The following is a 26,624-nucleotide window of genomic DNA, read 5'->3' on the forward strand; positions in this document are numbered from 1 at the left end:
GTATGAAAATAACCCAAAAATATTCGCACCTAAACGGAGAAGAATTTCTTATAGTTCATCATAAAAAACTGTATAAAGAAATAAAAGAGTATATTTCAAGTATTGACGCCAGTGAATACTTAACAAAAATAAGTAAAGAAAGAAAAATGTACGGGAAAAAATTATATAGCCCGAAAGAAATAAATAAAGCATTGAAAGATAAATTCACATCGGGTAATTGGCGAGAAAGCCGATACCAATATTACATTACATTAAATAGAAATTTAATGGAAAGAAGCCTAACTATGCCTTTCGATAAACAAAAAGACTTTTTAGAAAAACAAGGCGAAAAAAATATAATTTATTCATATAATCAAACTGACTTTGTTAAAGATAATGTGGCTGTTGAAGTACAATTTGGGAAATATGCATTTGTAGCTTATGATATTTTCGTAAAACATATGCTTTTTTATTCAGGTGGACTCATTAACTTGGGAATAGAAATATTACCTACAAAGAAAATGCAATCTATGATGTCGTCAGGAATAGCTTATTATGAAGGAGAAGTATACAATATATTACGTCAAGGACGCAACAATCCACCAGTTCCTTTATTGATATTGGGTATTGAACCTTAGTAATCACTCGTATCTGAGCGCTTCGATCGGGTCTAAATTAGCCGCTTTGTACGCCGGGTATGTGCCGAACCCCACACCTATAAGCACGCATAAAAAGACGCCAATAAGCACCCAATCGACAGGAATTACAGCCGCCGCGTCGAGAAAGGATCCTGCAAAGTTGCCGACAATTATACCGAGAACAATACCAACGATACCGCCCAGCAAAGAAAGTGTTACTGCTTCGAAAATAAACTGTGTAAGTATATTAACTTTTTTTGCACCGATAGCTTTTCTGATACCGATTTCGCGCGTGCGTTCCGTAACCGAGACGAGCATAATATTCATAATGCCCACTCCGGCCGCAAGTAAAGCTATTGCTGCAACGACAATCGAACCGATTCTCACTCCCGACGTAATATCGTTGATTTGAGACAGAACCTGTTCGTTAGACCAGATCTCGAAATCGCTGTCCTCGCCCGGAGGCACTTTTCTTATTAACCGGAAATAACCCTCGGCAAGCTCAATGAGGCGGTTATACGACTCTTTATCGTGGGACATAACAGTAATATTAACGCTCCTCGAACGTTTGCCGTAGAACGATTGAAACGTTGTAATCGGCATAATTGCAAAGTTGTCCTGGCTCTGTCCGAAAACGTCGCCCTGCGATTCCAGAACTCCAATTACTCGTAATTTATGACCGTCGACCTTTACGTATTGGTCTATCGGGTCCGTATTGGGGAAAAGGCGTTTTGCAACGTCCGGTCCGAGCACAATATAATGTTCGTATCTCCGGACGTCGCGTTCATTAATAGCTCGCCCGGATTCAATTTCCCATTTATTGTTCGGAAAAGCTTCGGGAGTAACGCCCGCCACGGGCACATTCGGATTTGTTTCGAGATTTCCCGCTTTCAATTGTTTTCCGAATTGCCATTGTTCCGCGCCCACATATTTGGCTTCGGTCAATTTTTCTTTAAGACGATAATATTCCTCGAGAGTAATATCAGGCCGGTTTCGGTATTTCATTCTTTCGGCTCGTCCGCCGGTTTGAACCGCAGGCCACTTTTGAATCTGAAAAGTATTCTGACCCAATTGCGACACGCCTTTTTCGATGCTGGTCTGCAGCATTTCGATTATTGTACTGATTGCAATAATCGAAAAAATACCGACGATAATTCCGACTATTGTCAATATCGAGCGCAGTTTGTTAGCTTTCAATGAATTTAATGCCACTTTAATAATTTCGATAAATTCCATTATTCATACCTCAATGCTTCTACTGGATCCAGTTTAGCTGCAGTGTACGCGGGAGCAAACCCCGATATTACGCCCGTTGCAATCGATATAACAATTGCGAGAATTATTGTATCGACCTGAACGGAGGTGGGCAAAAATTGATTGACCACAAGGCTCAAAATCAACGCAATTATTAGTCCTAAAAAACCGCCAATCAGGCATATAATAGCGGATTCCGTAATAAATTGACTCAGTATGGTTCGTCTTTTTGCTCCGATTGCTTTTCTGATGCCGATTTCTTTTGTGCGTTCTTTTACAGAGACGAACATTATATTCATAATTCCGACGGCGCCTACAAATAGCGCAAGTCCCGTAATAAATAATCCGGCTATTTGAATTACTCCGACCGTCTGATTAATCGTGTTAAGAAGCCCCTCCTGCTGATTTATAGAAAAGTCGTCGGGTTCGTTATATTTAAGTCCTCTAATTCTGCGCATAATGCCGATGGCTTCTTCTTTAGTAGCTTCCACCATCATACTGTTTCGGGCTCTTACGTTTATCGTAAGACTTCTGAAATTCTGTCCCTGAAAATATTTGTAGATATTTTGCAGGGGCATAAAAATCTGTTTGTCCGGATTAAAGTTGCCCATAACCCAGCTTCCCTGTTCGTCTAGAACTCCGACTACCTTGAACTTATGTCCTTTTACTCTGACAAATTCTCCCACAGCGTAGCCGTTCGGAAAAAGATTCTTGGCAATTTCGTAACCGAGCACTACTACGTTTCTGCCACCTTTACTTTCGAATTCATTGAAAAACCTGCCTTCTCTAAAAGTTAAATTGGTAGTTTTAATATACTCGTCGTTGGTACCCTGAACGATTATCGATTCGACTACTCTGTCTTTGTATTTTACATTTTGATACGACCAAACGGTCGGAGCGGTAGCCAGAGGCAGCTTAGCCAATTCCTTAAATCTTTCATAATCCTCCAGCGTCAAATTTCTACGGTTCCGCAGCTCCCACCACGGCGTATCGTTGTTGAACCATTTCCATTTATCGATATAAAGATTATCGGAGCCTAACGAAGAGACGCCCTTTTGGAATGCGTTGTCAATGCCTTTGATAGCCGTCGACATAAGCACAACAGACGTAACGCCGATAATAATGCCGAGCGTCGTCAGTATGGAGCGCGCTTTGTTGGAAGCGATTGCTCTAAACGAAATAATCAATCCTTCTTTCAGTTCATATATAAACTCTTTCATGTCGCATCCTTTATAATTTAGAAGCCCCGTTCTTTTGAGGTACATAACGGTTAACGACTTTTTCGTCTTTCTCTATCAGACCGTCTCGAATTCTTATAATTCTTTCTGCGTGTTCCGCGATATATTCTTCATGAGTAACAAGAATAATAGTATTACCCTGTTCGTAGATTTCGTTGAAGAGAGCCATTATATCTTCGCCTGTTTTAGTATCGAGATTGCCGGTCGGTTCGTCGGCGAGAATAATTGCCGGGTCGGTTACAAGCGCTCTTGCAATTGCAACACGTTGACGCTGTCCGCCCGAAAGTTCGTTCGGTTTATGATGAATCCGGTCGGCAAGTCCGACATGCTCCAGAGCCATTCGGGCGCGTTCCTTCCTTTCATGAGCCGGAACTCCGGCATAAATCAAAGGCAGTTCCACATTGTGCAAAGCGTCCGACCGCGGCAGCAAATTAAAAGTCTGAAACACGAAACCGATTTCGCGATTTCTGATTGCCGCCAGTTCGTTGTCGCTCATTTCGCTTACGTTAACGCCTTTGAATTCGTACAAACCTTTCGTAGGCGTATCGAGGCAGCCGAGAATATTCATCAAAGTCGATTTACCGGAACCGGACGGACCCATAATTGCGACATATTCCCCTTTGTCGATTCGCAACGATACATCCCTTAGAGCGTGCACTTCTTCGCTGCCAACCTGATATATTTTTGCAATATGTTCAATATTGATTATGTTCATAACATTACCGCCTTATTTTTCGTTTTGCGCCAATTTTGATTTGCCAGAAGTTACCGTAACCGTTTTACCGTCTTCAAGTTCTTTCGAAATTGCGCGATAAGGTCCGCTGATAACTTCTTCGCCGCCTTTCAGCCCTTCGATAATTTCGATATAATTATCGTCGCTTATTCCCGTTTTCACTTTAACCATCTTGGCTTTTCCGTTTTCGACAATAAACACAACTTCCTGCGGTTTATTCTTCCTGTTGTTTTCTTTAGCGACTCCTTCCTCTCCTTCTTCCTGTTTTTCAGGTTTGGGCACTCTGGCTGTTACGCTTTGAATCGGCACGGCAAGAACGTTTTCTTTGGTTTCAGTTTCAATGTCTGCGTCGCACGACATTCCGGGTCGTATTTTATCGTCTTTATCCGTCAAACGGATTTTAACTTCGAAATTGACGACCTCATCCTGAGTGCCGAGTCCGGAAGTGATTGCGCTGTTGCCTATTTGCGTAACAATGCCTTTGAATACTTTGTCGCCGAAAGCGTCGATATTAATTTTAGCCGTATCCCCGATTGAAACCAGTACAACGTCGTTTTCATCCACTTCTACAGTAGCTTCCATATTATTCAAATCGGCAACAGTAAGCAGTTCCGTGCCCGTAAAGCCGCTGCCTATAACTCTTTCGCCCAGTTCGACGTTCAATTTGCTTATTGTGCCGTCCATAGGAGAATATACATAAGTTTTATTCAAAGTTTCGATGGCTTCTTTCAAGGCTGCTTCCGCCTGGGAGACCATCGATTTTTGGGATTCGTAGTTTCCCAGAGTTTGTAAATAATTTGAACGAGCCGCTTCGAGATCGGCGTCGCTTGCCAAACCTTTTTGAGTCAATTCCTGAACTCGTTTATAATCCGATTCAACTTTTTCGAGCAATGCTTTTGTGGAATTCAAAGAAGCCCTTGCCTGCTGAAGACGTGCTTCGGCGCTGTTTTTCTGAGCTTCGTAAATATCGGGCTTGATACGTAAAAGCAGCTGCCCCTTTTTGACGTTGTCGCCTTCTTTAACCAACAGACTTACAATTTCGCCCGTAGCTTCGGCGGCTATTTTAACCTGAAATTCGGGATTAATTTTTCCCGTTGCCGTTACCACCTGCGTAATTGTTCGCCGGGATACTTTTTCGGTTTGCACCGGAATTATTTCTTCTTTGTTACCTGCAAATGCAACCAGGAGAATTACAACAACAAGCAACAGTCCCAGTCCGCCGAAAACAAATAATTTTTTTCTGGATTTCTTATTCCCATTAGCCATTTTAATTAACTCCTTTTATTCAAATTTTTTGTAGTCTAATTTACCGAGAGAATTTTGAAGCTTGTCGTACTTCGTATAGAAGTCGTACAACGCGTTTATTTTGCTTCTGACCGCGTCGATATAATCCCTGTCAGCCTGGAGAACGTCGAGAATTGTGCCTGCGCCAAGATTGTAACGTTCCTGATTCAACTTGCGATTTTCTTCCGCAGCCAGAACGTTTTTAGTAGCCACGTCGAGGCTCTTTTTTGCGGCGGTAAGGTCTAAATAACCTTGTTTAATTTCGATCTTAATTTGTCGTTCGAGCGCGTTCAAATCTTCGTTGACGTTTTTAAGATTAACTTCCGCCAATTGGATTTGATTTTCCGTCGACCAATTGGAGAATATCGGAATGCTCAGAGTAGCTCCTACATAAAACACTTTTCTGTCGAATAATTTATTTACGTCGACAGAAGAAGTAGACCAGGAATAATTAGCCGAAAGCGTAGGGAACAATCCCGAACGCGCGATATTAAGACCTTTACGCGCCGAGCTCAAATTGAATTCCAGGCTTTTATAATCGTACCTGTTCTCAAGCGCATAATTGACCATTGTTTCTATATCGTCGAAATCTTTCATATAAAAATCCGTATCGATACTTTTCATCCCTTCGAACGGATCGACCAGGTCATAATCTTCAAGCACGTCGAGCCCAAGATAATTCAGAAAATTGCTTAAAGCCGTTTCGTAAGTGTTGCGAGCCTGTATCAATTGAAGTTCGGCATTCCCGAGCTGCACCTGAGCCGTATAGACGTCGGCTTTCGCGACTGAACCCAACTTGTTTTTTTCATTGACCGTTTCGTATAACTTCTCGTAATATTTAACGTTTTCTTCGCGTACCTTCATCAGTTCGCGGGCGTTCAGCACCTGATAAAAATAATCGGTTGTTTCGTAAACCACATTTTGCTTAACTTTTTCGAGATTATACTCGGCCGCTTTCAAATTGTATTTCTTCTGATAAATGTTGGACACATTGGCGAGACCGTCAAACAGCACCAGATTTCCGCCCATGCCGACAGAGTAATAACGGCTGTCGGTTTGAGACGGGGGAATTTCAACAACATTGCCAAAGAAGTCTCTTTGAGTTCCGCCTACGTCGTTAACGCGCTGCCAGTTCCACTGAGCCTGCAAACCGAAAGAAGGCAGAAGTTCGCCGTATGCGTTTTTGAGTTGAGAATAATTTGATTCGAGATTATTCCGCGTTTTAATAAGCGCCGTGTTTCGATCGAGCGCTATCGATATTGCCTTATCGAGAGTTAATTTCTTCTGAGCCGTTATAGGGATGGCGGTCAGAATAATTAATAATGGCAGAATTACTTTTTTCATTATCACTCCTTTTTGTGCTCTTTATTTGCACCGAATTTACATTGATTACGACGCAATATTAAAAAGAAAGTTTCAACATGTTTAAAATTATTTTACTTTCTTTAAATATTCGTCCTTTATTTCCAAAAAATAATTATATGCGTCTTCATAAGTATTTTGAATTTTGCCGTCGAGAATAGCTTCTTCGATAGCCTTCTTTATTTCGCCTACGGTTTTAGACGGCGGTATACCGCAGACTCTCATAATTTCGTCTCCGCGTACCGGCGACTGAAAGGCTCTCAGCCTGTCCTTCTCCTGGACTTCTTTAACTTTTTCCATCACGCGGTCATAATTCGATAGATATTTACTTACCTTTTCGGGATTTTTACTTGTAACGTCGGCGCGGCATAATGTAATCAAATCGTCGAGGTCTTCGCCCGCCGCCGCGGCAAGTCTTCTTAAAGCGGAATCGGTAACGTGTTCTTCCGCAAGAGCTATGGGACGCAGGTGAAGCCGAACGAGCTTTTCGACGTAATGGAGTTTATTCATCGGCAATTTTAACTGATGAAAAATTTTTTTCATCATTCTGGCGCCTATTTCTTCGTGACCGTGAAATGTCCATCCGATTCCTTCAACAAATTTTTTTGTCCTCGGTTTGGCTATATCGTGCACCAAACCGGCAAACCTGAGCCAAATATTATCCGTTGCTTTTGCGAGATTATCGACGACTATACATGTATGATAAAAAACATCTTTATGATGAAAATCCTTGCGTTGTTCCACTCCGCCCAATTCAGCTATTTCGGGAAATACAACTTCCATAATGCCGTTTTCATACATCAATTTAAGTCCGATCGAAGGAACGGGAGCCGCAAGAATCTTAAAAAATTCTTCGGTAATTCTCTCCTGAGAAACAATTTTAAGACGTTCCGCCATCTGGGAGGCAGCCTTCAAAGTGTTATCTTCTACATTAAATTGCAGTTGCGCGGCAAATCGTACTGCGCGCATAATGCGAAGCGGATCGTCGTTGAAAGTGGTCTCCGGATCCAACGGCGTTTTGATTATCTTGTTTTCAATATCGTTCAGACCGCCGAATTTATCGATCAATTCTCCGAAAGAATCTTTATTTAATGATAAAGCCAGTGTATTGATTGTAAAATCCCTGCGATTCAAATCGTCTTCCAGAGTTCCGGGAGTTACTTTCGGATTTCTGCTGTGTCTGTTATACGATTCTTTACGCGCCCCGACAAATTCGAAAGAGACGCCCTGATAATTAAAATGCGCTGTACCGAAATTCTTATAAATGGTGACCTTACCCACGTTAAATTCATTTGCGAGTTCTTTGGCAAATTCGGGACCGTCGCCGACGACCAAAAAATCCATTTCCTCCCTGCTCCTTTTCAAGATAATATCTCTTACAAATCCTCCGACGAGATATACTTTCTCGTTTCTCTTATCGGCCAATTCAGTAAATTTTGTCAAAAATTCGTATTTGGATAATTCTTTTTTGAAATCAATCATAATCCGGAATATTTGTTTTGAATTTTGTTTCGCTTGAAAAATTAACGAACCAATTAATCATCCTGAGATTCTCGGATGTCATTTCCCTCCAATAAATGTTTTGGATTCCTTTAGCGGCTTTAACCGCAATTTCCTTGGCAATTTTCAAATAACCGTGTTTTAATGCGCTGCGGGACAATTTCATTAACAGAAAAATATTATTTTCATTCGAGTTATCCATATTGTCGGCGCACTTTAATACAAGAATAAAGTCGTCTTTTTTGTTCATCAAATCGCATAATTCGTATAAAGCTTCGTAAACTCCGTTTTGCAGCGCATCGAATAATATTTTTTTCTTTATAATTTTATCGCCTTTCAAGTACTCGCCGATACTATTTTGTTCGACCAAATAGATTTTCAACGAAGAGTTGAAATAGTATCCGGGATTGATCTTTCTATTTTTAATTTCCTTGTACAAACCGAGGGCGCCCTCAAAATCATTTTCCAATGCAGAAACATCCGCATAAAATATTTTCAATGCGTAAATATAAGGAGATTCCTTAAAGTATTTAATTTCTTTTGAAAGAATTTTTCCTGCCTCCGAATATTTTTCGAGCGCTATGTAAGATCTGACAATTCCCAACAGCGACGCATACGATTTAGTCCCGGAATAAACGTTTTCGAATATTTGCGCCGATTTTAAAAAATCTCCCTGATTATAGTATCGGTATCCCCTGTTTGTTTCACGCGCCGCATAACGGACGCAAGTTTTCTTGAAAATCGGTTTGCCGCCGAAATAAAGTTGCGCCGCTTCTTTATTTTTCGCACCGGGAAGACTTTGAAGAAACTCATAATATTCTTCGATTGCTTGGTCGAGCGGCTTGCCGAACGTTTTTATAAAATCGTTCGCGCCGTAATATTCAATCGCGCTTTTAATGCCGTATTTGTCCATTAAATATTTAACGAAAGAACCGGCATAGACGTAAGAAACGCCGGCGTAATTTGAATAAAAAGAAAAATCGGTAAATAATTTTTTTATATCCGCGCGAAATCCGTTATCGTATGCGGTCTTTGCCATATAATGCACAGGATAACCGTAATAATTATTATCGAGAGCGGAGGCGACGCCTTCCAGAAGAGCCGGATTCAACGGAATATAAAAAGGCGGATTTGAATATTTCGCCGTCAATGCGTGCACTATTTCATGTTTCAGCGTCGATTCGAAACTGTTTATATCGGTAAATATCTGATTAGCCCACGGTTTTGTTACGTCCGCATTCCCGCTCCCGAACAATTCTTTTTTCTGCTTGTTGTCCTTGAATATATAAACCTGAATCCGTTCATCTTTAGATTCGAAAATGTCATTGAGTCGTTCGTAATAATATTCGAAAAGAAGCGCGGCATACTTCCCGTATCGGTAATCCGCCGGCGCATATATTCGAGCATGCTGCGTTTCTATCCGCAAGCCCAATTCTTTTTGCAATAAATACCGGCTGGTTGCAAAACCGAAAATCGGTTTGAACATCCAAATCGTAAACAACAAGCCTACAATTACAATCGCCAGAATCTTATTGTTTAGTAATCTCCGCTTCTTTGCTTGCACCGCCGTCAATAGAATTACAAAACCCGTTAATAAATTGAACGCCCTGTAATAAATAAGTTTATTTGTGACCGTAATACTCTCGTCGTAAATTGTGCCGGAGAAGTATCCGAAAAGCGGATTATAAAAGTAAATTTGAGGGTAGAAGTAAAACTCAATTAACGGTAATGAGAGTAACATTATCGAAAATAAAATGAAGATAAGAATTCGATATTTTTTAAATATTAATTTAATTACATATGCCGAGGTTGCGCCAAGTAAAAGAGAAGGCGCGGTGATAATTAAATAAAAAGCAATCCCGTATTCTACGGGACACCTGTTGACAAACAGATAGAGCATAAAGCCGGAAATCAGAACAAGAAGCGCAATGCTCGACAATTTGATTGCTGCGCGGCGGTATGCGGCAATAACGTTGTCTGATTCCCCGGAATATTTCAGAAAAATAAAACCGCCGGCAAAAAATAATATAATGCCGTTCAACGCCGAGAATTCATAATCAAAAGTATTGAAAAGCGGGAACCGGGAAAGGAGCGCTTCACAGAGAGCAAGCAATGTAAATATGACAATAAAAAACCGATTGCCGTAAAAACTCTTTTTAAAACTCATCTGTTTTTACTCTTTCGATGTCTGCTCCGAGCGCTCTTAATTTTTCTTCGATTCTTTGATATCCTCTGTCGATATGATAAATACGCAAAATTTCTGTCGTGCCTTCGGCAGCCAGACCCGCAATTACCAAAGACGCGCTGGCTCTCAAATCAGTGGACATTACTTTAGCGCCTGTCAATTTTTGCACGCCTTTAACTACGGCGCTGTTATTGACCACTTCGATATCGGCGCCCAGTCGTATTAATTCCGGCACGTGATTGAAACGATCGGGATAAATCGTATCCGTAATAGTAGAAGTTCCATATGCTTTCGACATTAACGCAATCCATTGAGCCTGCATATCCGTCGGAAATCCGGGATATACGTCTGTCGTTACATCCACATTTGAAATCGAACCGGTCGACAGGAGCGTTATTTCATTTTCATTGCTTTCGATACGGAAGCCGGCTTCTTCCAATTTAATTAAAATAGTATCCACATGATTGGGTATAACGTTGCCGATAGTAATATTTCCGCCGGTAATTCCTGCTGCAATCAATAAAGTTCCTGCTTCAATCCGGTCCGGTATGTTATAATAATCTGCCGGATTTAGCGTATCGACGCCTTCAATTTCAATCATTTTGGTGCCGACGCCGTTAATCTTAGCGCCCATTCTAAGCAGATATTCGGCTAACGATACAATCTCCGGTTCGGTAGCGGCATTGGAGATAAGAGTAGTTCCTTTTGCCAGCGCGGCAGCCATAAGAGTATTTCCTGTGGCGCCAACGGACGGTACGTCAAAATGAATTTTTGCTCCGTGAAGTCGTTTTGACTTTGCGATTATATAACCGAGTTCGAGTTCAATCTCAGCTCCTAATTTTTTCATCGACTCCAGATGCAGATTTATCGGGCGCGGACCCCAGGCGCACCCGCCCGGCATCGATACTTTGGCGTAACCGAAACGCGTCAGTAAAGGACCCAGCACATAAATAGAAGCTCTCATCTTCTTTACCAATTCATAGGGAGCCACTTGACTGTTTATATTCGAATTGTCGATTGTAAGCCTGTAATTGTCGAAGACAATGCCCGAGCCCAATTCTGTCATTAACTTAATCATTGTATAGATGTCGTTAACTTCGGGCGTGTTTTCTATTTCATTAATACCGTCGTTCAAAAGAGTGGCTGGCATAAGAGCCAGGGCAGAATTTTTTGCGCCGCTTACATCGACTTTCCCCTCGAGTCTTTTTCCGCCTCTTATTATAAACTTTTCCACATTTCCTCTAAAATATTTTAAAAATCATTCCGTTAACGCCGACGATAAATAACTCTCTCTCCGGACTCAGTTCCAGATCGTTCATATTGGAATAGATTCTGCTGTCGAGCTGATTCCAAGTATTGCCCCTGTCTTTCGAAAAGATTATCATACCCTTGCTTCCCGTTGCCACTGCGTAATTATCCGAAATGAAGAGAACTTTTTGCAAGCCTCCCAATTCCGCAACTTTTTCCATTGTCCAATCTTTACCGTAATTGACCGATCGCAGAATGGTAGCGTCGCCGCCGGCTGCCAGACAATATCCTTGTTTTGTAATATCGACCGATTTAATGTAATTGTCGAATTTTACGTTTTCAATCGGCTTCCAGCTTTCGCCGCCGTTTTCGGTTTCCAGCATAAGCCCGTTCCAGCCGACGGCAATCCCTTTTTTGTCGTCGGCAAAATCGAGGTCGAAGATCAAATCTTTTGTATTGGTAACGACTTTATACCAGCTTATACCGCCGTTGACAGTTTTTAGAATGAGTCCGTTGTTTCCCGTAATAAATCCGGTTTCTTCGTCGATAAATTTAACTCTGAAAAAAGTATGACCGCCTCGCACCTGGACTGTGCGAATCGAATCGAGGAAATTTGAGCTGTATAAAATCGTAGAGGAATCGCCCACAATTATGGTCTTACCGAGAGGAGAACAGTATACATCGCTCAAATTTACTTTCATATCGTAGTCGACAAGTTTCCAGTTTTGCCCGTTATCATTCGAGGTCAGTATAGTCCCCGAATCCCCCACGGCAACGGCAAAGGTGTTCCCCGAAAATGAAATCGCGTTTAAATTTACGTCGACGGGCGACTTGATTCTTACAATTTCCTTGAAACTAAATTCGTCTTCGGGCGACGAAAAGAGAGCCTCTATATTGTATTTTTTCAATTCTTCCAGCGCGTTGCTTTTAAGCAGTTCGTCCACCTGGGTATAAACGAAATATGAGATTCCGATCAGCGCGATAAAAAAGAGAGCGAAAGCCGAAGCTGACATAAATTTATAAGTGGCTGAACGCGCTTCGGTTTTTCTGAAATAATTCGTATAAAGCTTAGCCACCTGCTGGTCAACGCGTTGAACTTCGTCATACATCTCTTCGCATGTAGCATACCTGTCATTCGGATTTTTAGCCATTGCTCTCAAAATCAATTCGTCGACAATTTCAGGTATTCCCGCTATTGCAGTCGAAATTTTCGGCGGCGATTTTTTGAGGTGGCTGTCCATAATTTCGTATTCGCTTTCGTAATCGAAAGGCGGTCGTCCGACAATCATTTCGTATGCAGTGCATCCCAATGAATAGATATCGCTCCTGTTAGTTACGTCGTAACCTTTAATCTGTTCCGGGCTCATATAATAAACCGTGCCTATTTTGGCGCCGGTTTTCGTTACTGCGGAATCGTCGAATAACGATTTCGATATGCCGAAATCCATCACCTTGGCAACGCCTTCTTTGTTCAGAACTATATTTGAAGGCTTGATGTCGCGGTGCACAAATCCTTTCGAGTGAGCATAACCGAGTCCGAGCAATATCTGTTTAAGAATATAAAACACGTCGTAAAGATTGAATCTGCCCTGTCTTCTTATAATTTTATCCAGGCTTTCGCCTTCGACGTATTCCATTACGATACCGAGCAGATTGTCGTATTCGATAAAACCGTAAACAGTAACGATATTCGGATGCGACAATTTTGCCTGGTTCTTCGCTTCCCTTTTGAAACGTTCGATAAACTTAAGTCGGTCGTACATATCGGAATTCAACATTTTAATGGCTACAAAGCGGTCGAGTTTCGTATCATAAGCTTTGTACACAATGCCCATGCCGCCCTTTCCCAGAACGGAGACGATTCTGTAATTATCAATCTGAATTCCGATAAGATTTTGCATAAGCCCGTTAAAATTGACTAATTAATATAAAAAATTATTGACATAACATTCCTTTTCATCTTTTTGCAAGCCGAAGATTTTTCGAGAAGTATTTAGAATTTCAACAAACAAGAGGGCTGAATTCTCTTTTATTTTTAACTTTATTTGCATATTTTTGCAAGTCATTGCGAGAGTGGCGGAATTGGTAGACGCGCTAGACTTAGGATCTAGTGTCGCTTAGACGTGGGGGTTCGAGTCCCCCCTCTCGCACTATTTTATAACAAAAGATCAGAGGTATATTTGGACTTCAAAGTAAATCAATTATCCGATTCGTTACAGGAACTCGAAGTAAATTTAACTTACGACGAAATTAAGCCCGAAATCGAAAAGGCTTACGAGGAAGAAAGAAAACATATTGCAATCGACGGTTTCAGAAAGGGTAAAGCTCCCCTTTCGATCATAAAAAAACTCTACGGAGAAGCTATCGAATATAAAGCTTCCGAAAAAATTGCCACTAAAAAATTCTGGGATATCGTTGACCGGGAAAAACTTCAACCTATTAGCGCTCCTCAACTTACCGATATCGATTTTAATATAGGCGAAAAGCTTTCTTTCAAAATTCAATACGAGATTATGCCCAAAGTCGACGTTAAAGACTATAAAGGGCTCGAAATCGAAAAACCCGTATTCAAAGTAAAAGAAGAAGAAATCGAAAAAGAAATCGAATATCTGCTGAAACCGCACTTCAAATACGAAGAAGCCGATACGGTTGAATCGAAAGAATACAGAATTACAGTCGATCTGCAACAGCTCGACGAATCAAAGAATCCCGTTCCAAATCAAAGGAGCGAAAACGTAACTATCGATCTGAACGACGAAAAAGTTAATCCCCAGATTTTCGAAAACGCAAAAGGTAAAAAGGCAGGCGATAAATTCAATTTCAGTTTCGTAGACGAACATTATCACGGCGAAGAACTTCATCGCCAGGAATATAACTACGAAGTCGAAATCAAGAAGATTGAGAAACTGGTAAAACCTGAACTCAACGAGGAATTAATCAAGAAAATCTCAAACGACAAAGCTTCTACTATCGAAGAATTGCGCAATTTGATGAGAGACAATTTCAGAAAATATTACGATAATCAATCCGAACAAATCTTCACTAATTCACTGCTGAACAAAGTAGTGGGAAATAACGACTTCACTCCACCTTCGGGCTTGGTTGAATCGCTGCATAAACGCTTTATCGAAATGGAAAAAGAGAACGCGCGTCGTTACGGTCAAAAAAATGTAGACGAGAAACAACTTGCCGAATACCTAAAACCAAGGGCAGAATGGACCGCAAAATGGCAAATAATTATGACCAACATAGCCGAAAAAGAAAATATTAAAGTTGAAGACTCTGAATTGGAACAGCTTGCAAAAGAGGAATCCGAAAAGACGGGCATCAGCGTCGAAAAACTTGTTAAGTATTATAAAGACACAAACAGAGCCGACTACCTGCTCGAAGACAAAGTAATTAAATTCCTGAAAGATAATGCGGTAGTCAAAGAAGTTGACCCTGAAGAAAAGAAGAAAAAAGAAGAAGGGGAAAAAGCAAATGAAAAATGATTTTTTCACTGATATCGAAGCGGTAAAAAAACACGAAATATTTAATCAATTGGTGCCTTATGTAATCGAACAGACCGGACGCGGCGAAAGAGGTATGGACATCTTTTCCCGCCTCTTGCGCGAACGGATCGTATTTCTCGGAACCGCCATAGACGACCATATTGCGAGTCTTATAATCGCCCAGTTGTTATTCCTCGAAGCAGAAGACCCCGACAAAGACATCTATCTCTATATAAATTCGCCGGGCGGCAGCGTATCGGCAGGATTGGCAATTTACGATACTATGAAATATATCCGCTCGAAAGTATCGACAATTTGCGTAGGACTTGCGGCAAGTATGGGAGCGGTTCTGCTGGCAGGCGGCGAAGCCGGCAAACGTTCCGCGCTTCCCCACTCGAAAATTATGATCCATCAACCCTGGGTCGGAGGTCTGCAAGGTCAAACCACAGACATCGAAATTCACGCCAAGGAAATGATTAAAACGCGCGATACCATCTATAAAATACTTGCTGAACACACAGGCAAATCGTATGAACAGATTGCCAAGGACTGCGACAGGGATTATTTTATGACTGCAGAAGAAGCCAAAGAATATAATCTGATAGACAATATTTTAACTCACCGTGTTAATCCATCGGACAATAAATCTAAAAAATAAAAAAAGGGGTTTTATAACCCCTTTTTTGTTATCCAAACATTAAGAGGTGACTATGTCCCGCTTTAAATTAATTGCAATCTATCTTCTTTTAATTCCCGCATTCATTTTTTCGCAGAAGAAAAATTTTACCGTCGAGGACGTTATAATTAACGCATATTCCAAACTGATGCCGGAGAATCTGAGACAGCTTCAATGGATTCCCGACGGCAGCTATTTCTCGTTTGTGAAAGATAACTTTATTATCCGGGGCTCCGTCGAATCGGAAAAATACGACACGGTTGTGTCTCTGGACAATATTAACGCTCTCCTTTCCGGGAAAAGTATCGATCGAATTAACTATTTACCGTCCGTCTCCTGGATTAACGAAAACGAATTCAATTTTATCTACGACAATAAACTAATACGCGTAAACACGGCGGCTAACAGCGCTGAGGTTATTAACAGCGCTCCCGAAGAGGCGGAGAATCTGACGATTGCGCCAAATAACCGCTATCTGGCTTTTACCGTTAAAAATAATTTATACGTTAGTCTCGACGGCAAAGAGTATAAGGCAATTACGAACGAACAGGACAGCAACATCATTTGCGGGCAATCGGTGCACAGAAACGAATTCGGTATTAACGGCGGTATTTTCTGGTCGCCTAATTCGGATTTTATAGCATTCTATCGTATGGATCAGACAATGGTTACAGACTTTCCATTGCTCGACATTTCATACAAGCCGGCGCGGGTAAAAAACATCAAATATCCGATGGCAGGTCAGGCAAGCCACCACGTTACCGTCGGAATCTATAGGCTAAACGACGAATCGATTACGTGGTTAAACACGGGCGAACCGAAAGACCAGTACCTTACGTCGTTGACATGGTCGCCCGATCAAAAAAATTTTTTCATAGCGCATCTCAACAGAGATCAGAATCATCTTCAGTTAATTAAGTATGACGTCAGTTCCGGGGAAGCCGTAAAAACACTCTTCGAAGAAAAGAACGATAAATACGTAGAGCCGGAGACTCCTCTTTATTTTATTCCCGGTTCGCCGAATAAATTCGTCTGGTTATCCGAACGCGACGGTTACAAACACGCTTATCTTTACGATACAGACGGCAATTTGATAAAACAATTGACAAAAGGCGAATGGGTTATTACCGATTTCGACGGATTCGACAAAGACGGAAAATTTTTATTCTTCACAGCCACTAAAGAATCGCCGCTCGAAAGACATTATTATCGTCTCGAATTAAAGAGCGCCAAACTCGAAAAGATAACCGGAGAGCCCGGCTCCCATTACGTTCTGCACAGCGACGACGGCGTCTATTTTATCGACAATTATTCAAATTACGACACTCCGAGAAAAATTTTATTGACCGATTCAAAAAAATCTTTAAGAAATTTGCTGACCGCAGATAATCCGTTGTCGGGATACAATCTGGGCAAAACGGAAGTATTTTCGATAAAAAACAAGGAAGGAGTCGATTTGTACTGCAGGATGATTCTTCCCCCCGATTTTGACCCGGCGAAAAAATATCCGGTAATCTTTTACGTATACGGCGGACCGCATGCTCAGTTGGTTACAAATTCCTTCGGTTACGGCAGATATTTTATCTGGTTTTATCTGATGGCTCAAAAAGGTTATATTGTATTTACCTTAGACAATCGCGGGTCGGACAATCGCGGACTCGAATTCGAACAAGCCACTTTCAGACGGTTGGGGACTGTTGAAATCGAAGACCAATTATGCGGCGTAGAATATCTGAAAAAATTGTCGTACGTCGACACTTCCAGATTCGGAGTGTTCGGATGGAGTTACGGCGGATTCATGGCAGCTTCTTTGATGCTGAGAACGGGCAATCAATTCAAAGTGGGAGTAGGCGGCGGAGCGGTTATCGACTGGAGCCTCTACGAAGTAATGTACACCGAGAGATATATGGATACTCCGGAAACGAATCCAGAAGGCTATAAAGAATCTTCCCTTCTGAATTACGTTGAAAATTTGAATGGCAAATTGCTCCTTGTTCACGGCACGTTCGATCCAGTGGTCGTTTGGCAGCATACGCTCCTCTTTGCCGAAAAAGCGATGCATTTGAATAAGCCGCTCGACTATTTCCCATATTTAAAACACGAACACGGAGTCAGAGGCAGAGACGCTCTTCATCTTTATACTAAAATTACCGGTTATTTCGTCGATAATTTATAGAGGAACTCTCTTCGGGATGTTCTTAAAAGATAATTTTGTTATTTTTATTAAAACTTTTCGGACAGTATAGATGAATCAGCTTATCAACGGTATTAACGAATTGGTTGAATTTGCAATTTCGGGCGACGAATCTTTTTACAACGAAATATGTCGTTTTTTTGTTCGTAATTTTAATCTGCATTCGGTTTCATTGTTCAGTATTTCGGATAAAACAAATCTAAAGCTAATCGGTAAATCCGATAATGTAGCGCTTGACGGAAACGGAAATTATTCGTGTACGAATTGCCGCGTAATCAACAACAATCTTATTAATACGCTCAATTTCGACAGCAACTGCGGAATTCCCGCCGACACTTCGAAATTCAACGCCTGTCTGATGGCGAACGATAATTCGGGAAACCGTTTTATATTATCGATTTCGAAAAAATCACCCATCGATAAAAATGATAAGCTGAATATCGAATCAGCGTCGGCATTAATCAGTCGTCTGCTGTCGCTCAGAGCGCCGGCAAACAATTTCAAACCGTCGAACGCGGAGATGTACGAATTAATAAACAATTTCTCGGACGACATAAGAAATATTACAAACACCATTATCGGCAGCGTTACTCTGTTGTCGGAAAAGTCGGACGCGGGATTGAAGCCAGAAAATTTTTCTCCCATAAGGCGATCGGCTCAAAGCATTCTCCTCTATTTAAATGACCTGAAAGAATCGACAAGAATTTTATCCGGCGATTTTTCCGTGAATAAAAAAGAGGTCGACGTAACTTCGATACTGGAAGATTTAATTAAATTGTTCCGGCATCGTTCGAACAATAAATTCACCTTCGATACGAGCCTGAAAATAGAGGGAAAAATTAAGTCCGACGAATTCAAGTTGAGATACGTATTCAGTAATTTGATATATACCGCTTCCCTTCTCTCCACATCAGGAAATTTTACAGTCAAAGGATTCAACAAACAATCCGGCGGTATTGAAATTACTTTAACGGCTAACGACGCTGTCGATATTCCGGTTGATATAATAAAGAATTTCTTCAAACCTTTTGTAATTAAAAAAATAAATGAAATTAAGAATTCCAACTTAACGGGATTAAGCTTATATTTAGCAAAAAAATATCTGAATCTCTTGAACGGAGATATAAGCATTGTTCATTTTAACAATCAACTTATATTCAAATTAACAATCGATGGAGCAATAATGTCTGAAATCGACAAAACATTGAGCAGTCTTCCCAAACCCGATACGGAAAATAAAGTTCTGGTTATCGAAGACGATTATGCCACCTCCAAATTGTTGAGCAATTATTTGAATAAATGGGGGTACAAGCCGATAATTGTCAGTACGGAACAGGAAGCGTTCGATTTCATCAATTCCGAATCGCTGCTTGCAGTCATTTTGGACATCGAACTGCCGAATACCAACGGTCTCGAGTTATTGCGTAAAATCCGCGAGCACGAAAAAACGAAAAACGTGCCTGTGATTGTCTGCTCTATCGAACATGAACAACAGAAAGCTTTTATGATGGGAGCGGTGGAATATTTCGTAAAGCCGATTAATTACAACTATCTCGTGGAAGTTCTGACAAGCTATAAACTGAGAAAAGATTCGAATATATTGTGCGTAGACGACGACGTTCCGACGCTCAATTTGGTCAAGCAAGCAATTGAGTCTGCCGGATTTAAACCGGTAGCCGAAAACGTTTCGGCTAATGTAATGGATTTGATTAAAGACAAGGATATCGATCTGGCAATAATCGACCTCGACATGCCTCATCCGAACGGTTTCGAATTGATAAAAATGATTAAATCGGAACCGAAATTCGCTCATCTTCCGATTATAATTTATACGGGCAAAGAGAACTACCAGGAAGACCTCAAAAATATCGAAGGACTTTTCGACGACCTGCTCGAAAAGAGATCGACTAACATAGAAGACCTTGCAGATACAATCAGCAAGATGATAAATCAATACGAAGTTCCTCCTCCGGAAGAAGAGGTGCTGACCAAAAAAGGCGTTAAGAAAATATTGCTGGCGGAAGACTACAAACATTCTCAAATAATCGTAACGCGTTTACTGAAGAAAAACAACTTCGAAGATATAGTCGTTGTCGAAAACGGCGAAGACGCAGTCAATATGGCTAAAAAGGAAAAGTTCGATTTGATTCTGATGGATATGCAAATGCCGATTATGAACGGATTCGAAGCCACTGAAAAAATAAGGCAGATGCCGGAATATAAGAACGTACCGATAATCGCTTTGACGGCATTTGCAATGAAAGGCGATAAAGAAAAATGCCTCGAAGCCGGCGCGACCGATTATATCCCAAAACCGATCGACAGCAAGGAATTTATCGACAAAATTAAATACTACACGAACAGTTAATCTAATCGCCAATTTTTTAGGGGTACGTTATGAATATCAGGGTACGATTTGCTCCGAGCCCTACGGGATATTTACACGTGGGCGGACTAAGAACCGCATTGTATAATTTTTTATTTGCTCGCAAAAACAACGGCAAATTTATTCTGCGCATTGAAGATACCGACCGCAACAGGTATGTCGAAGGAGCCGTCGAAAATTTGATAAATTCTCTTAAATGGTGCGGACTCGACTATGACGAAGGACCGGATGCGGGAGGAGATTTCGGTCCTTATATGCAATCTCAGAGGCTCGACATTTATAAAAAATACGCCGACGAATTGATTTCGAAAGGTCACGCTTATTATTGTTTCTGTACGCCCGAACGCCTCGAAGAACTGCGCAAAGAACAGATGGCTAAAAAACTGCCTCAGGCAAAATACGACAAACATTGTCTCCGTCTTTCCAAAGAAGAAATCGAACGTAAGCTTAGCGAAAATATTCCGCATGTAGTGCGGCTTAACGTTGAACCCGGGAAAAAAATAATATTCAACGACGTTATTAGAGGCGCCGTAGAATTCGATTCCGACAATATCGACGATCAGGTATTGATAAAGAGCGACGGCTTTCCTACTTACCACATGGCGAATGTAGTGGACGACCATTTAATGCAGATAAGCCACGTAATCCGCGGAGAAGAGTGGCTTTCCTCAACGCCCAAACACGTTTTGCTCTATAATTTTTTGGGATGGGAGCTCCCGGTTTTTGCGCATCTTCCCCTTTTACTAAATCCCGACCGTTCAAAACTAAGCAAACGCCAAGGCGACGTGGCGGTGGAAGATTACAGAGCCAAAGGCTACCTTAAAGAAGCGCTGATCAACTTTGTCGCCCTGCTCGGATGGAACGCCGGCGACGACAAGGAATTTTATTACATCGACGAATTAATCGAAAAATTTTCACTCGATCGCGTCAATAAATCGGGCGCAGTTTTCGATATAGAAAAATTGAATTGGCTTAATGCGGAACACCTGCGCGCAAAGCCGGACGACGAACTGCTTGTAATGTTGAAAGAAGAATTGAGCAAAAGCAAATATGCGGAATTGAATTTAACCGACGATTATCTGCTGCTCGTTATTCACGCCATGAAAGAACGCGTTTCCTTTGTGCATGAATTTATAACGAAATCCCCTTACTTCTTCGAGGCGCCGTCTTCGTACGAGGAAAAAGCAGTCGAAAAAAACTGGAAACCCGAAACGCCCGGATACATGTCGAAATTGAGGGACAAATTTGAGGCTTTAGAAAATCCTTCGAAAGAAGATTACGAAAGAGCTCTCAAAGAGACTGCGTCGGAATTGGGAATCGGCGCGGGCAAATTAATTCATCCTCTCAGATTAGCAGTATCGGGAATGAGCGCAGGACCCGGAATTTACGACATTTTATTTATCATCGGCAAAGAAGAAACGATTAAAAGAATTAACCGCGCGCTCGAAACTCTTAAATAAAAACGCCGGGCAATCCCAATTAAAGATTGCCCGGTTTATTACAACAAATTGTTATTGCCCTTTCTTTTTAGCCCAGCTGTCTTTCAATGTTACGGTTCTGTTGAAAACAAGTTTTTCCGGAGTGGAATATTTGGAATCGACGCAGAAATATCCCTGGCGTTCGAATTGGAAAATCTCTCCCGGTTTAGAATCTTTTAGCGACGGTTCTATAAAAGCGTTTTCAATTACTTTGAGCGAATCAGGATTAATGTAATCGAGCCAATTTTCTTCAGCCGCAGGGTCTTCGATTGTAAACAGTCTGTCGTATAGCCTTACTTCAGCTTTGGCGGCGTACTTTGCCGATACCCAATGAATTGTGCCCTTAACTTTTTTATTGCTTGTTCCCGAGCCGCTTTTCGTATCAGGATCATAAGTGCATCTCAACTCTACAATATTTCCGTTTTCGTCTTTTACTACTTCCTCGCATTTAATTATATACGCGTATCTTAATCTTACCTCGCCGCCGGGAATTAATCTTCTGAAACCTTTGGGAGGCTCTTCCATGAAATCGGCTCTGTCAATGTAAAGTTCTTTGGTAAATTTAATTTTTCTTGTTCCGGCGGAAGGGTCTTCGGGATTGTTGACAGCTTCTACGTCTTCTTCGCCTTCGTAGTTAGTAAGGACTACTTTAATCGGGTCGAGAACAGCCATTGCCCTTGTTGCGCGTTTGTTCAAATCGTCGCGAATTGCAAATTCGAGCAGCGCAATGTCTGTCATTGCGTCGCGTTTTGCGACGCCTACTAATTCGGCAAAATTCCAGAGGGATTCCGGAGTAAAGCCGCGTCTTCTCAAACCCGAAATTGTAGGCATACGGGGGTCGTCCCATCCGTCCACATAACCGTCTTTTACCAATTGAAGCAAACGTCTTTTGCTCATTACGGTATAACTCAAATTCAAACGCGCGAATTCGATTTGCTGCGGATGATAAATTTCCAACTCGTCGAGGAACCAATCGTACAGAGGTCTGTGGTTTTCGAATTCCAAAGTGCAGATCGAGTGAGTAATTCCTTCGATCGAATCTTCCAGACCGTGCGCCCAATCGTAGGTGGGATATATGCACCATTTTTTGCCCTGCCTGTGATGCTCGGCGTGCACTATCCTGTACATTACGGGGTCGCGCAAATTCAGGTTCGGCGAAGCCATATCGATTTTTGCCCTCAATGTTTTTGAACCCGTCGGGAACTCCCCTTTTCTCATTCTTTCGAATAAGTCGAGATTTTCTTCCACCGTCCTGTTGCGGTACGGACTTTCAATGCCCGGTTCGGTTAAAGTGCCTCTGGTTTTACGAATCTCATCCGCGGATAAATCGCAAACGTAGGCTTTACCCTTTTTAATCAATTCAACCGCGTATTGATACATCTGCTCGAAATAATCCGAGGCGTAAAAAATTCTGTCTTCGAAATCGGCGCCAAGCCATTTGACGTCTTCGATAATCGATTCGACATATTCGGTTTCTTCTTTTTCGGGATTTGTGTCGTCAAAACGGAGATTGAATTTGCCGTTATAATCGCGCGCTATTCCGTAATTCAAGCAAATCGATTTAGCGTGCCCTATATGGAGATAGCCGTTGGGTTCGGGAGGAAAACGCGTATGCACCCGACCTCCCCATTTATTGGTTCTAATATCCTCGTCAATTATCTCGTAAATAAAATTTTTGGGTTTTTCCTTTTCCATATACGTCCCCGGGTTTTAATCAAAATATGGTCTGTAAAATGATTTTAAATCAGGATTATTTTTTTCCAATAAGATTAGTATTGATTTTAAAATACCGATAAGCTTACCGGTTCCTTCATTATCCGTTTTCTTGAAAATAATATACCATGCCGATACAGAGCGCATAACCGCTACTTCGGCAAGCTTAAGGTGGATTAATCGTTCTTCGCCGTCGGTTTCGAATGATTTTTTAATTTTCAACGAAATGAAATACTGATAATAACGAATAACTTCCAGCGCTTCCGTAATATCCGTACTTTTGTGATTATTTTTATTAAGCGGCAATTCGTTTTTATCAAGCCAGTTGTTGCATTCCGTTCCGTAAAGATCGGGAAGTTCTTCTATGCTTTGCTTAAGATAATCGCCGGCTTCAAAAGTTTCATAAGCCTGAACATACAAATCCCGAAGGACATTAAAAAATCCTTCGGGATTAAAAACCGCTTTTCTTTTTTCGTTCTTATAAATTGTTTCGATGAAAAGCTCGCATCTGGTGGAATAGATGCATCTGTCGCACCAGTTATCGCAATACTTATGTATATCAGTTATTAAATCGAGTTCCATGAATACCGTAAAAATTTAAGTACAAATATAGAAATTAATACGGTATTCTTCCTCAATAATCAAGCACTGTTACAAGCTAAATTTCGGAAGTACAGTTCGGGCATCTCGTCGCTTTTACCGGAATCAAAGTAAAACATTTGGGACATTCTTTAGTAGTCGGAGCGGCTTTCGGTTCTTCCTCTTTCTTTTTAAGCCGATTGATTTGTTTGATTACTATGAAAATCGCAAACGCAATTATCAAAAAATCCACAACGGTATTTAAGAAAATTCCGTAACGAATAGTTACGGCTTCCGCTGCGTCGGTTTTCTCTTTCAACGTCAGAGCCAAATCGGAGAAATCGACATTGCCAATAAGCCATCCGATCGGCGGCATTATTACGTCGTTAACGAAAGAGCTGACTATTTTTCCGAATGCAGTGCCGATGATTATGCCGACAGCCATATCGATTACATTGCCGCGTATGGCAAATTTTTTGAATTCGTCGATTATTTTCATAGATGTCCCCTGAAATTAGTTTTTATTGTTCGTATCTGCTTTTAAAACTAAACAGGTCTGTACTGATACTGATTCCTGTAGCGAGCTGTCCGCCGGTTACTCCGTTAACATGGTCGCCGATAAAATAATAAAATTGAAGCGAAGCGATTAAACTATTTACCCTAATAGTCATGCCGCCTTCCAGACCTCCGAAGACAGAATTTTTGGTGTTCAAGAATCGCATCCTCTTCTCCTCGTTCGAAGCCAGCTCTCCCATTAAAGATCGAACGCTGAGCCCCAACTCATAGCTTAAAGTTACTTCATTTTCCTCATTTTTGCTAATGAGAGCTTTTTCAATCAGTATCCCTATTCCGCCTACGGTAACGTCTTTAATTTCATTTTCAATTTTCCATGTGCTGGTGGAAACGGTAGCGTACAAATGAAGGTCAAAATTATTGAATATTTTTTTCTTTCTAAAATCGAGCAAACCGGATCTAAGCCCGCTTCCGTTTGAAGGATTCAATAAAATATTGCTAAAAGTATTGTTTAAAGTATCCATTGTAGTCGCAACGTTTATGGATGCGGTAATTAAAATATCGTGAATAGCCATGCTAACGCCTAAGGCTCCGTTAGTGGCAAGCTCTTCTTTATTATCGCCTGCGGCAAGCCCTTTAACGTCGCCCGACGCAAAAACGGTTGTAACAATTGTGTCGGCAGTATCGCTTATTGAAAGAAAATTGAAACCTTTTCTGACAGTTTGCCCCTCCGTAATGTCTGCCAGCAGGATTATAACGGTTACAAGAAAGATATAATTTTTCATCTTGTTACTCCTAAAAATTATTTATTATAAATGAGGAGAAATTAATGCCTTCGCGGTGACTGCCCTGATTAAGACTATTAATAGGATAATGTATCTTAAGATATAGAATTAATATTACAATGCCAATTAATTTACCTGTTCATTGGAATTAGTTCGGCAATTTCAATAACGCCTTCGGCATCAAGCAACGGGAATTCTTTAGCAATTTCTTCAGTTTTATGAATATTATCCGAATCCTTTTTAGGATCGCCCGATTTACCGTCGCCTATATACAACAAAATAAATTTCGACATTATCAGTCCTTTCTGATTTTTTATTCCAGATAATTTTTAAGACTGTCGTTAATAAAATAATTCCATCCGCCGATGCAGCTTTCTCTTTTGAATTCTTCGATATCTTCGGGAAAATCTTCCTGAACGGTAACGGTAAGAATTAATCTGACCCGCTCTCCTTCTTCTTTAATGTAAAAATCCGTAGTCGACAATCCGCTGTAACCTTCGAACCGCCAGCCGTATGCAATTCGTTCGCCGGGAACAACTTCGGTCACTTCCCATTTATGCAAGAAATTTCTTCCGTTGCTTACAACATTAAAGCTTGTTTTAAATCCTTTAACAGGTTTGAAATCCGGTATATTTTCGAAATACCATTTTTTCATTTCGTTAATATCCGTAAGGGCTTTCCATAAATCTGTTTTACTTGTATTAAAAACCTGTTCGACAATAATCGGTTTATCGCTTTTTTTCATAAGGTTCTCCGTTTTTTAATTTAAGCTAAGAAGTAATTCGTTAATTGCCAAATTTGTTTATTGACAAATTGCAAGATTACAAAATTACAAGATTGCAAAATTGCAAGATTACAAGATTGCAAGATTACAAAATTGCAAGATTGCCAAATTACAAGATTGCAAGATTGCCAAATTGTTCAGAAAGCTTTTTTATATCCAATTTTGGGAGTGGAGTTTGCAGATTATCGCTTCGACAGGCTCAGCGACCACTGAGATGCAATAAAACTATTCTCGAATTATAGAATGATTTTGCCTTACATCTTTTTTTACAATCTTGTAAACTTTTACGGGACACAATCTTCGCTTCGACAAGCTCAGCGACCACGTGAACCTAGTGGAATCTTCGCTTCGACAAGCTCGGCGACCGCTTGCACCCGCCAGGATTATCGCTTCGACAGGCTCAGCGTCCGCTAAAACAATTCTACCCGTCGGAGTCGGGTGCGATTAAGACGTAACAGTATAACAATTTTATTGTCCGGATTTTCGGAGTGAGTCCGTCGACTGACGGACGAACGGAGTCGCTTCGACAGGCTCAGCGACCGCTTGAACCTAGTGGAATCTTCGCTTCGACAGGCTCAGCGACCGCTTGAACCCGCCAGGATTA

Annotated in this window: 21 protein-coding genes and 1 tRNA gene; 7 read left to right on the plus strand and 15 right to left on the minus strand. The window is 41.1% G+C overall.

Going from position 1 to position 26,624, the window contains the following annotated elements:
* The first annotated feature begins 2 nt into the window (after positions 1–2).
* Entirely contained in the window at positions 3–617 is a 615-nt protein-coding gene (locus tag ACSSWA_RS12980; protein WP_437356979.1) for a BglII/BstYI family type II restriction endonuclease, read from the plus strand.
* Positions 618–620: 3 nt separating this feature from the next.
* Here the strand turns inward: ACSSWA_RS12980 and ACSSWA_RS12985 are convergent, their stop codons facing one another.
* From ACSSWA_RS12985 to ACSSWA_RS13025, 9 genes are all read right to left on the minus strand, one after another.
* A complete protein-coding gene (locus ACSSWA_RS12985) occupies positions 621–1,853 on the minus strand; it encodes an ABC transporter permease (protein WP_437356980.1) in 1,233 nt (410 codons plus the stop codon).
* Positions 1,853–3,091, minus strand: coding sequence for an ABC transporter permease (locus tag ACSSWA_RS12990; RefSeq protein WP_437356981.1), 1,239 nt, complete (start codon positions 3,089–3,091; stop codon positions 1,853–1,855). The genes ACSSWA_RS12985 and ACSSWA_RS12990 overlap by 1 nt, the downstream gene beginning before the upstream one ends.
* Before the next feature lie 10 nt (positions 3,092–3,101).
* Positions 3,102–3,824, minus strand: coding sequence for an ABC transporter ATP-binding protein (locus tag ACSSWA_RS12995; RefSeq protein WP_437356982.1), 723 nt, complete (start codon positions 3,822–3,824; stop codon positions 3,102–3,104).
* A gap of 12 nt (positions 3,825–3,836) precedes the next feature.
* On the minus strand, positions 3,837–5,108 hold the full coding sequence (locus ACSSWA_RS13000; protein WP_437356983.1) for an efflux RND transporter periplasmic adaptor subunit: 1,272 nt from the start codon (positions 5,106–5,108) through the stop codon (positions 3,837–3,839).
* Positions 5,109–5,123: 15 nt separating this feature from the next.
* Positions 5,124–6,470 carry a TolC family protein gene (locus ACSSWA_RS13005; protein ID WP_437356984.1) on the minus strand — a complete coding sequence of 449 codons (1,347 nt, stop codon included), beginning with the start codon at positions 6,468–6,470 and terminating at the stop codon, positions 5,124–5,126.
* An 87-nt stretch (positions 6,471–6,557) separates the two neighbouring features.
* On the minus strand, positions 6,558–7,970 hold the full coding sequence (locus ACSSWA_RS13010; protein WP_437356985.1) for a CCA tRNA nucleotidyltransferase: 1,413 nt from the start codon (positions 7,968–7,970) through the stop codon (positions 6,558–6,560).
* Positions 7,963–10,155 (minus strand): tetratricopeptide repeat protein, encoded by a 2,193-nt coding sequence (locus ACSSWA_RS13015; RefSeq protein WP_437356986.1) that lies wholly within the window; start codon positions 10,153–10,155, stop codon positions 7,963–7,965. Before ACSSWA_RS13015 ends, ACSSWA_RS13010 begins: the two co-directional genes overlap by 8 nt.
* Positions 10,145–11,407, minus strand: a complete 1,263-nt coding sequence (gene murA, locus ACSSWA_RS13020; protein ID WP_437356987.1) for a UDP-N-acetylglucosamine 1-carboxyvinyltransferase — start codon at positions 11,405–11,407, stop codon at positions 10,145–10,147. The genes ACSSWA_RS13015 and murA overlap by 11 nt, the downstream gene beginning before the upstream one ends.
* A 7-nt stretch (positions 11,408–11,414) precedes the next feature.
* Positions 11,415–13,322, minus strand: a complete 1,908-nt coding sequence (locus ACSSWA_RS13025) for a protein kinase domain-containing protein (protein WP_437356988.1) — start codon at positions 13,320–13,322, stop codon at positions 11,415–11,417.
* A gap of 166 nt (positions 13,323–13,488) precedes the next feature.
* Between ACSSWA_RS13025 and ACSSWA_RS13030 the strand changes: the two genes are divergently transcribed.
* The 6 genes from ACSSWA_RS13030 to gltX all read left to right on the plus strand — a co-directional run bounded on the left by ACSSWA_RS13030 (position 13,489) and on the right by gltX (position 21,628).
* A tRNA-Leu gene (locus ACSSWA_RS13030) sits at positions 13,489–13,571 on the plus strand.
* Positions 13,572–13,601: 30 nt separating this feature from the next.
* Positions 13,602–14,912 carry a trigger factor gene (gene tig, locus ACSSWA_RS13035; RefSeq protein WP_437356989.1) on the plus strand — a complete coding sequence of 437 codons (1,311 nt, stop codon included), beginning with the start codon at positions 13,602–13,604 and terminating at the stop codon, positions 14,910–14,912.
* Positions 14,902–15,570: an ATP-dependent Clp endopeptidase proteolytic subunit ClpP gene (gene clpP, locus ACSSWA_RS13040; RefSeq protein WP_437356990.1), complete on the plus strand. Its 669-nt coding sequence runs from the start codon at positions 14,902–14,904 to the stop codon at positions 15,568–15,570. Before tig ends, clpP begins: the two co-directional genes overlap by 11 nt.
* Before the next feature lie 52 nt (positions 15,571–15,622).
* The gene (locus ACSSWA_RS13045) at positions 15,623–17,764 is read left to right on the plus strand and encodes a DPP IV N-terminal domain-containing protein (protein ID WP_437356991.1); all 2,142 of its coding nucleotides are present in this window, start codon (positions 15,623–15,625) and stop codon (positions 17,762–17,764) included.
* Positions 17,765–17,834: 70 nt separating this feature from the next.
* Positions 17,835–20,150 carry an ATP-binding response regulator gene (locus ACSSWA_RS13050; protein WP_437356992.1) on the plus strand — a complete coding sequence of 772 codons (2,316 nt, stop codon included), beginning with the start codon at positions 17,835–17,837 and terminating at the stop codon, positions 20,148–20,150.
* Between the two features lie 29 nt (positions 20,151–20,179).
* On the plus strand, positions 20,180–21,628 hold the full coding sequence (gene gltX / locus ACSSWA_RS13055; RefSeq protein ID WP_437356993.1) for a glutamate--tRNA ligase: 1,449 nt from the start codon (positions 20,180–20,182) through the stop codon (positions 21,626–21,628).
* 51 nt (positions 21,629–21,679) lie between these two features.
* On the opposite strand, the gene ACSSWA_RS13060 is transcribed toward gltX, so the two are convergent.
* The 6 genes from ACSSWA_RS13060 to ACSSWA_RS13085 form a co-directional block, all read right to left on the minus strand.
* Positions 21,680–23,341 carry a glutamine--tRNA ligase/YqeY domain fusion protein gene (locus ACSSWA_RS13060; protein ID WP_437356994.1) on the minus strand — a complete coding sequence of 554 codons (1,662 nt, stop codon included), beginning with the start codon at positions 23,339–23,341 and terminating at the stop codon, positions 21,680–21,682.
* Between the two features lie 15 nt (positions 23,342–23,356).
* The gene (locus ACSSWA_RS13065) at positions 23,357–23,941 is read right to left on the minus strand and encodes a hypothetical protein (protein WP_437356995.1); all 585 of its coding nucleotides are present in this window, start codon (positions 23,939–23,941) and stop codon (positions 23,357–23,359) included.
* Positions 23,942–24,017: 76 nt separating this feature from the next.
* On the minus strand, positions 24,018–24,431 hold the full coding sequence (mscL, locus tag ACSSWA_RS13070; RefSeq protein WP_437357002.1) for a large-conductance mechanosensitive channel protein MscL: 414 nt from the start codon (positions 24,429–24,431) through the stop codon (positions 24,018–24,020).
* A 28-nt stretch (positions 24,432–24,459) separates the two neighbouring features.
* Positions 24,460–25,236 carry a hypothetical protein gene (locus ACSSWA_RS13075; protein WP_437356996.1) on the minus strand — a complete coding sequence of 259 codons (777 nt, stop codon included), beginning with the start codon at positions 25,234–25,236 and terminating at the stop codon, positions 24,460–24,462.
* A gap of 131 nt (positions 25,237–25,367) precedes the next feature.
* Positions 25,368–25,529, minus strand: a complete 162-nt coding sequence (locus ACSSWA_RS13080) for a hypothetical protein (protein WP_437356997.1) — start codon at positions 25,527–25,529, stop codon at positions 25,368–25,370.
* A gap of 20 nt (positions 25,530–25,549) precedes the next feature.
* Entirely contained in the window at positions 25,550–25,981 is a 432-nt protein-coding gene (locus ACSSWA_RS13085; RefSeq protein WP_437356998.1) for an SRPBCC family protein, read from the minus strand.
* Positions 25,982–26,624 lie beyond the last annotated feature (643 nt).

Origin of the sequence: Melioribacter sp. Ez-97, from assembly GCF_051488665.1 — a bacterium.
In the GTDB taxonomy this organism is placed as follows: domain Bacteria; phylum Bacteroidota; class Ignavibacteria; order Ignavibacteriales; family Melioribacteraceae; genus Melioribacter.